This window comes from Ornithinibacter sp. (genome assembly GCF_035443565.1).
GTDB lineage: Bacteria > Actinomycetota > Actinomycetes > Actinomycetales > Dermatophilaceae > Fodinibacter.
Genome location: NZ_DAORSO010000169.1, coordinates 1 through 4,231 on the forward strand (window position 1 = coordinate 1; position 4,231 = coordinate 4,231).

6 protein-coding genes and 1 pseudogene are annotated in these 4,231 nt (G+C 70.7%); 2 read left to right on the forward strand and 5 right to left on the reverse strand.

Annotation, left to right across the window (positions count from 1 at the left end; translation table 11 throughout):
* The coding region (locus PLL68_RS12655; RefSeq protein ID WP_324534612.1) for a M12 family metallo-peptidase at nt 1-405 on the forward strand (405 nt) is incomplete at its 5' end.
* 31 nt (nt 406-436) lie between these two features.
* On the opposite strand, the gene PLL68_RS12660 is transcribed toward PLL68_RS12655, so the two are convergent.
* Genes PLL68_RS12660 through PLL68_RS12675 form a run of 4 tightly spaced genes read right to left on the reverse strand, consistent with a single transcriptional unit; the run spans nt 437 to nt 3,039 of the window.
* Nucleotides 437-1,057 carry an L-threonylcarbamoyladenylate synthase gene (locus tag PLL68_RS12660; RefSeq protein ID WP_324534614.1) on the reverse strand — a complete coding sequence of 207 codons (621 nt, stop codon included), beginning with the start codon at nt 1,055-1,057 and terminating at the stop codon, nt 437-439.
* 60 nt (nt 1,058-1,117) lie between these two features.
* On the reverse strand, nt 1,118-1,999 hold the full coding sequence (locus PLL68_RS12665; RefSeq protein WP_324534616.1) for a hypothetical protein: 882 nt from the start codon (nt 1,997-1,999) through the stop codon (nt 1,118-1,120).
* A gap of 45 nt (nt 2,000-2,044) precedes the next feature.
* A complete protein-coding gene (locus PLL68_RS12670) occupies nt 2,045-2,500 on the reverse strand; it encodes an OsmC family protein (protein WP_324534618.1) in 456 nt (151 codons plus the stop codon).
* Entirely contained in the window at nt 2,500-3,039 is a 540-nt protein-coding gene (locus PLL68_RS12675; RefSeq protein WP_324534620.1) for a DUF1697 domain-containing protein, read from the reverse strand. Before PLL68_RS12675 ends, PLL68_RS12670 begins: the two co-directional genes overlap by 1 nt.
* A gap of 38 nt (nt 3,040-3,077) precedes the next feature.
* On the opposite strand from PLL68_RS12675, the gene PLL68_RS12680 reads away from it, so the two are divergent.
* Complete coding sequence (locus tag PLL68_RS12680) at nt 3,078-3,686, forward strand: histidine phosphatase family protein (protein ID WP_324534622.1); 609 nt, start codon at nt 3,078-3,080, stop codon at nt 3,684-3,686.
* A 56-nt stretch (nt 3,687-3,742) separates the two neighbouring features.
* Here the strand turns inward: PLL68_RS12680 and PLL68_RS12685 are convergent.
* Nucleotides 3,743-4,231 (reverse strand): annotated as a pseudogene (locus tag PLL68_RS12685) (glutamate--cysteine ligase); the annotation flags it as partial.

Genomic DNA, 4,231 nt, shown 5'->3' on the forward strand with positions numbered 1-4,231 from the left:
TACGTGATCACCTCCGCGCCCTACCACCAAGCACCACCTGCCACCCTGGCCGCCTCGGTGGAGCCGACCAAGACCTCGCAGTACATCGCCCGGTCGTTCTTCCCGAGCTCGAGCAAGTCCTCGCGCAACGTGCTCGTCAACGCCAAGAGCCTGTACTCGTCCGGGTCGTGGACCCCGAGCAACATCATGGCCCACGAGCTGGGCCACGTCCTCGGCCTGCGCCACGAGCACACCCGACCCGAAGCGGCAACGTGCTTCGAGGACAACAACTGGCGCCCGCTGACCGCCTACGACTCGGCCTCGATCATGCACTACCCCCAGTGCAACCGGACCTCGAGCAACCTCAGCATGACGTCGCTGGACCGCGACGGCATCCGGAAGCTGAACGGCGGCTCCGGCAACTGACCGTCGGGTCACCCCACCGGCCCGGCGTGCCTCACTCGAAGCGCGCCGGGTCACCCGCCCCGACGCGCACCACCTCGGCGGACCCGCTGGACAGGTCGACCACGGTCGTGGGTTCGGTGCCGCACTCCCCCGAGTCGATGACGACGTCGACGACGTGGTCGAGCTCCTCCTTGACCGCCCAGCCGTCGGTCATCGGATCCTTCTCGCCGGGCAGGATCAACGTCGAGGACAGCAGCGGCTCCCCGAGCTCGGCGAGCAGGGCGCGCACCACCGGGTGCTCGGGGATGCGCACCCCCACGGTGCGCTTCTTCGGGTGCAGCAGCCGCCGCGGCACCTCGGACGTCCCCGGCAGGATGAAGGTGTAGGGCCCCGGCGTCGACGCCTTGACGGCCCGGAACACCGCGTTGTCGACGTGCACGAGCTGACCCAGCTGGGCGAAGTCCCGGCACACCAGGGTGAAGTGGTGCTTGTCGTCCAGCCGGCGGATCGCGAGGATGCGCTCCTTGGCGTGCTGGTTGCCCATCATCGCCCCGAGGGCGTAGCCCGAGTCGGTCGGGTACGCGATCAAGCCGCCCTCTCGCAACACGCTTACGGCCTGCGCCATGGCGCGCGGCTGGGGGTCGACCGGATGGACGTCGAGGTAGCGGGCCATGACGACACGATAGGCCCGGGACGCCCCGGATGCCGTCGCGCGGCCACCCGGGCATCCCCCTCACGGACGGCGCAGCCCCCGGTCCCACAGCTCGAGGGTCTGGATGACCCAGAACACGGCGAACAGCACGAGCAGCACGACCTCGACCCAGAACACCAGTGAGGTCGACCCGGTCAGCAGGCTCAGCGCGACGGTGGTCGCGAGCGCCAGCAGCATCGCGATGGCGACGGCCCGGTACATCGCGACGTAGCGGGTGCGGTCCTGGGGCATCGAGCCCTGCTGCACCCCACGGCGGACGTCCCGGGCGTTGAGCCACACCACGGCGATGATCGCGAGGAACATCGGGATGGCCGCGGCATCGTGACCGCGTGCGATGAAGCTGTCGGGGTCGGCGAAGAACCACACGATGCCGCCGCCGAGGACGGCGACGGTGAGGGCCAGCCCCCGCCTGTTCGCCGGGCTGAGCGACGACCCGGCGGTGGTGCCCCCTGTTCGGCGCTCGTGGCGGGCGATGAGCACCGCCGCGACGGCGACGACCAGACCGGTGATGAAGAGCGCCGGCATGTTGTTGGCCACGGCATCCGCGATCCCGTCGCCCGAACCCGGCGACGCCCCGCTCCCGCACACGCCGGACGCCACCGTGGGGATGAACGCCACCCCCGGCGCGAGCATCCCGGCGAGGTTCATCAGGACGTCCTCACCGTCGGTGTTGCCCTTCAGGGCGAGCAGGGAGGCTCCCATCGTCACGAGGACCCCGATGAACACCGCCTTCACCGGCGTGAAGTAGTACGCACTGATCGAGGGCTGGATGCACCGGTCGGTGCCCACCCACTCGATGGCGATCGACGCGAACAGCAGCACCACCAGCGCCGTCAGCGCGATGCGCAGGTAGCGATAGGTCTTCACCGCCGCGAGGGCCGGGTCAGGCTCCTTGTCGATCACTCCCTTCCCTGGTCAGGAGAGGGCTGTGCGCCTGCGTGATACGCCTCAGCCCTCACGCATGTGCACGTCGGCGCCGCGCTGGACCGTGCGGGACACGGTGCACAGCCGGTCGCGGCTCTGGGCGATGGCCTTGGGCAGCCGTTCGCGCGCCCGGTCCCCCTCGGCTCCCTCGGGGAAGCGGACCGTGAAGGTGATCTCGATGTCGCCGAGGTGGTTCTCGACGCCGTCGCGCATCTTCTCTCCCTCGGACGTCACGTCGAAGCGCACCGGCTCGGCGATGCGGCTGGTGATGAAGTCGACGTCGATGGCGCTGCACCCCGCCATCGCGGTGAGGAAGAGCTCGACCGGGGTGAAGTCGGGTGACTCCCCTCCCCCGCCGAAGCGCAGCGTGCCCCCGCGCTCGTTGGTGGCGAGGTAGCTGCCGTGCTCGAGACGGGTCAACGACACGCTGCGGTGGCCAAGGCCCGTTCCGCCGGTCTCGGGCTGGTCCTGCTGTGCCATCAGGCACCCCATTTCTCGTCGATGGCGCGGACGACGCTCAGGTCGCGCCAGGTGGTGATCCGCCCGGTCAGGCGCTCCAGCCGGGTGTTGGTGAGGGTGGTCTTGTGGAAGCCCGCCGTCATCTCGGCAAGGACCTCCGAGCCGAGGACCCGAACGCGCTCGTCGGGCCTGTCCCAGGCGTCGAGCTGAGCGGCCGCTTCGAGTGGGATGTCGGCGTCAGCGAACGCGACGTAGCGTCGGGACTCCCCCACGAGCAGCGGCTCGACCGCGTCGACGGCAGCCAGGACGGAGCGCACCTGGGCGGGCGTGCGCACGATCGCCGGCACGTCGAAGCCGCAGTGCGCCGTGAGGACCCTCGAGATCTCGACCGCGACCGGGCCCGGGGTGCGTCGGGCGCTGCGCACGAACACGTTGCCCGACTGGATGTGCGTCTGCACGTCGGAGAACCCCGCATCGCCCAGTGCCTCACGCAGCGAGTCCATCTTCACGAACCGCCCACCGACGTTCACGGCACGCAGGAAGGCGATGTAGGACGGCATGGCACCCATCCTCGCACCGAGGTGGGACAGTGGGGCCCATGACCGTGCGCTCAGAACCCCCGGGCCGACTCATGCTGGTGCGTCACGGCCAGACCGAGTGGAGCCGCTCGGGTCGTCACACCGGGCTCACCGACCTCTCGCTCACCCCCGACGGAGAACGCGATGCCCGGGCCCTTGCCCCGCTGCTCGCCCCCTTCGACCTCGTCGAGGTGCTCTCCTCACCGCTCGAGCGAGCTCGGCGGACCGCCGAGCTCGCCGGGCTGACGCCGACCACGGACGCCGACCTCGTCGAGTGGGACTACGGCGGCTACGAAGGGCGCACCACGGCCCAGATCCGCGAGGACCTCGGCGACCCGGCGTGGACGGTGTTCGACCAGGGGGTGGTCCCGGGGGCGACGCCCGGCGAGACCGTCGAGGAGGTCGCCGCGCGCGCGTCCCGCGTGCTCGCGCGGATCGCGCCGTCGCTGGAGACGGGTGACGTCGCGCTCTTCGCGCACGGCCACCTGCTGCGCATCCTCGCCGCGACGTGGCTGCGCCAACCCGCCCGGTTCGGCGCCAGCCTGCTCCTGGACGCCGGAGCCCTGTGCGTGCTGGAGGTCGAGCGCTCGGTGCCGGCCATCCGGACGTGGAACCAGACCCCCGCCTGAGGCGACCCCCGACGCACGGTGCGTCACGGCATCCGGTCGTCAGGGCATCCGGTCGCTCAGGGCAGCGGCCAGGTGTGCACCGGCTCGTTGGAGTCCATGTGCACGGCGTACAGCTCAAGCATCCGGCTCAGCGCCTCGCTGCGGGTGCAGCCACCCGCCTCGAAGGCCTCGACCGCCTTGGTGGACCACACCGCTCCGTTGACGCCGGTGGTGCAGCGCCCCTCGATGACACCGAGGAACCGTTCGCGAACGGCATCCGAGACCCCCCACTGGCGAAGGCCCTCGTGCGCCAGCGGCAGCAGGTGACGCAGCATCAGCTCGTCGGCCGAGAGCTCACCGAACCCGGGCCAGTACAGGTGCGCGTCGATGCCGTCACGGGCGGCCCGGTTGAAGTTCTCCTCGCACGCCGCGAAGCTCATCTTGGTCCAGACCGGACGGTCCTCGTGGGCCAGCATCCGGATCGCGCCGTAGTAGAACGCGGCGTTGGCCAGCACGTCGACGATCGTCGGCCCGGCCGGCAGCACCCGGTTCTCGACCCGCAGGTG